We start from the raw sequence: 2,188 nt of genomic DNA, 5'->3' as shown, positions 1-2,188 counted from the left end.
ATTACGCCTGATCCTTCTACTGGAATAGGTAATTGGACCAAGGAACAATTTATGGAAAGATTTAAACATTACGATCCTAAAAATCCGTCTGTACAAGTTAAAAAAGGTCAGTTTCAAAGCGTGATGCCCTGGATCATGTATTCCGGTATTAAAGAAGATGATCTAGCATCCATGTATAAATATTTACAAACCTTAAAACCAATTGAAAACGAAGTGGTTAAGTTTCAAGCGATGAGTCAACAATAGTTTGGTTGAAACATGAGGATGCTACTTTATTTTTGGAGGAGAATCCTTGATCACATCCTCATATACGGCAATTCGATGCGTTCTCACCTGGTATGGAATCTTCTTTTTACTGTTGCTGACTTGAAAACCTATTTTAGTGGAGGCCAACATGGGCATATGACAATCAATGCACTGCTGCTTTAATAAGGCTTGGTTTTGATCTTGATGATCTTGAACTGTGTTTTGATGACAACTCCTGCATTTCTGCGTATAGACTTCGAGGCTTTGTTTTTTAGCTTCATGAATATCATGACAGGATACACATTCTGCCTTTCCGATTTTAAAACAAGGACTTGCTTCAAGCAATTGCTTTTGGTTGCCATGTACATCTGGCTCCTGGCCAGCATAGGTACTATATTGAGGCAGGCTTTTAAGCGTATCACCAGGTTTGAAAGAAAAAGTAGAAGTCAATACCTGTAAACTTATACCAGAATGGCAAACGGCACACATATCTATCCTGCGGCTTAAGGGGAGTGATCTGTAAACAGCCATATGTGTTGCCTCTTTTACCTGTGGATGCTCGCGGTGGAATTCTACATGTTTCATTGCTGGTCCATGGCAGCGCTCGCAGTCAATACCCGCTATTAAAGAACCTTTTACAAACTCCTCTTTTAAATTTAAATCGTTGGTCTGAACGAGTGTATTTTTCACATAAGAGCTATGACATTCTAAACATCGGGTAATGATAGGTCTTCCAAAGTAAATTTGCTCTTCCGGAAAACCAGGACTGTTTACCCATTGCTGTTCCCGGGTATGGTAATTTAATGGCATCTGAAACAATTGGTTGCCATACCAATAAGCAAAAGTATAGGCACTCAATCCAGCGCCAAAAGCAAAATCAGTCTTTTCTGCTTTTACTTCCCTGCCATCTATATAAGCCACCTGAAATAAATCCCCGCTTCGTTTCTCTACACCCAGCTTGGTCTTTTCAGTAAAAACAAACGATGCCTGTGGAAGGCCCAAGCTATCTGTGGCCTCAGTTCCGGCGATAAATCTGGAGGTATTAAAGTGTGCATTGTGAACTATAGCAGTAGAAACATCCTCATGACAGGATTTGCAGGTGGAGCTTCCGGCATAGGCTGGCCCCCTGCTATCCTTTTTTTTAACTTGAGTACATTGTAGCACCACCACTAAAAAAGAAGCAAGGGAAAATAAGACAAGGATAAAGTGTCTTTGCCGCATGAAATGATTGGTTAGAATAATGAAAGACCTTATTTAAATTTAATTAAAAAAGATCAATAAACAAGTTCTATTCAACCATGAATTCAGCTGGTCAAAAAGGTATGTTAACGCTAATAAATTTCCCCTAAAAATGAAGAACTTTCAACAGTTGAGCAGCTTCCCTTTTAGAAAGGACCTTAGGGGTAAAGGTTACAGGTGTTATAGGAAGATCATCTTTTGAAGTTGGCGTGCCATTAATCGCATCCGCTACATCCATTCCCTGTATAACCTCCCCAAAAACTGTATAATTTTGATCCAGGTGAGGTGTACCTCCTATGGTTTTATATACTTGCCTTTGTGCAGTTGTAAACTGTATGCCCCTTTTCTTCGCAATAACATCAAGTTCCTCATCTGTATAAATTTTACCCGCCACCAGGTAGAACTGTGTAAAGTAAGATTGCTTTTCCGGATTATCATTCCGGCCAGCGCCCAATGCACCTTTTTTATGAAAAATGGAAGGCACAAGCTCTGCATGTATCCGTTTGATAGGCACATTAGGCTGCTGTTGCTCTCTTTCCAGGATGGTCTCATCTAATTCTCCTGCCTGGCTCACAAATGATTTAATGACACGGTTAAAAGCAGCATCGTTAAATAAGCCTTCCTGCACGGTTTTTATAAAAGCATCGCGGTGTGCAGGTGTCTGGTCATATAAAAGCAAAGTGATGTTACCTTTATTGGTTTC

2 protein-coding genes and 1 pseudogene are annotated in these 2,188 nt (G+C 40.0%); 1 reads left to right on the top strand and 2 read right to left on the bottom strand.

Annotation, left to right across the window (positions count from 1 at the left end):
* Positions 1-246, top strand: a pseudogene (locus ACR2F7_RS13450) (cytochrome C); the annotation flags it as partial.
* 21 nt (positions 247-267) lie between these two features.
* Here the strand turns inward: ACR2F7_RS13450 and ACR2F7_RS13445 are convergent.
* Together ACR2F7_RS13445 and ACR2F7_RS13440 are read right to left on the bottom strand one after the other, a co-directional pair.
* Positions 268-1,467: a multiheme c-type cytochrome gene (locus ACR2F7_RS13445; RefSeq protein ID WP_432714070.1), complete on the bottom strand. Its 1,200-nt coding sequence runs from the start codon at positions 1,465-1,467 to the stop codon at positions 268-270.
* 124 nt (positions 1,468-1,591) lie between these two features.
* A partial coding sequence (locus ACR2F7_RS13440) for a peptidylprolyl isomerase (RefSeq protein ID WP_432714069.1) occupies positions 1,592-2,188 on the bottom strand: 597 nt, incomplete at its 5' end.

Origin of the sequence: Pedobacter sp. (assembly GCF_045628745.1) — a bacterium.
Taxonomy (GTDB): domain Bacteria; phylum Bacteroidota; class Bacteroidia; order Sphingobacteriales; family Sphingobacteriaceae; genus Pedobacter.
Note: the sequence above shows the minus strand (reverse complement) of the source record. Positions and strands in the feature narration are given on the sequence as shown.

Excerpts from the sequence above, each read along its gene's own strand:
- ACR2F7_RS13445 (WP_432714070.1), bottom strand. The coding sequence starts at position 1,467 with ATGCGGCAAAGACACTTTATCCTTGTCTTATTTTCCCTTGCTTCTTTT.